Origin of the sequence: Paenibacillus sp. MER TA 81-3 (assembly GCF_023713585.1) — a bacterium.
GTDB classification, from domain to species: Bacteria; Bacillota; Bacilli; order Paenibacillales; family Paenibacillaceae; genus Paenibacillus_B; species Paenibacillus_B profundus.
In genome coordinates this window covers 1-553 of the sequence record NZ_JAMAWB010000057.1, presented here as the reverse complement: position 1 = coordinate 553, position 553 = coordinate 1, and the positions used below count along the sequence as shown (strand labels likewise).

The window sequence follows — 553 nt, the reverse complement described above, 5'->3', positions numbered from 1 at the left end:
TCGTTGCTTCCCGCGAAGAAACCAGGTTTTCTGAATCGCTTGATAATCCCGAATCATGGATTCATCCTCGAACAGTAAGTGATCGATCTCATGGTTCAGTAACTTTTTTTCAAATCGGGAAAGGTCGTTTCGGCAAACTGGCGTTGCTTCTCTGGATCTGCTGCCGCAAGCGTGTATGTCGGTTTTGTATAGCTGAGTCCTAAGCGTTCCATCACTTTGGAGATGCCTCGGAGCGAGTAGCGGTGGCCCCATTCTCGTTCCACATACCTGGCAATGAGTTCAAGCGTCCAGTTGTGCTTGGCTGTAAAGCCGACCTCGTGGGGCACCGAATAGGCGACGGTCTGCTTCAACTGATCTTGCTGTTCCTTGGTTAACCGAGTAGGAGCACCAGATGAATGCTTGAGCCGCAAGGCGGCCAATCCGCCGTTTTCGTACGTATGAATGTAACTGCTCACCGTCATTCGATTACGATTCAGAATTTCAGCGATTGCCGTCATGGATGTGCCTTTCAAGTGTAAATAGATGGCTTGATAGCGTTCATACATTCGACGCT

At 49.4% G+C, this 553-nt stretch carries 1 protein-coding gene; it reads right to left on the bottom strand.

The genetic code is table 11. The features are described from left to right. Window positions 1–95 precede the first annotated feature (95 nt). The coding region (locus M3650_RS31185) for an IS630 family transposase (protein ID WP_251580227.1) at window positions 96–553 on the bottom strand (458 nt) is incomplete at its 5' end.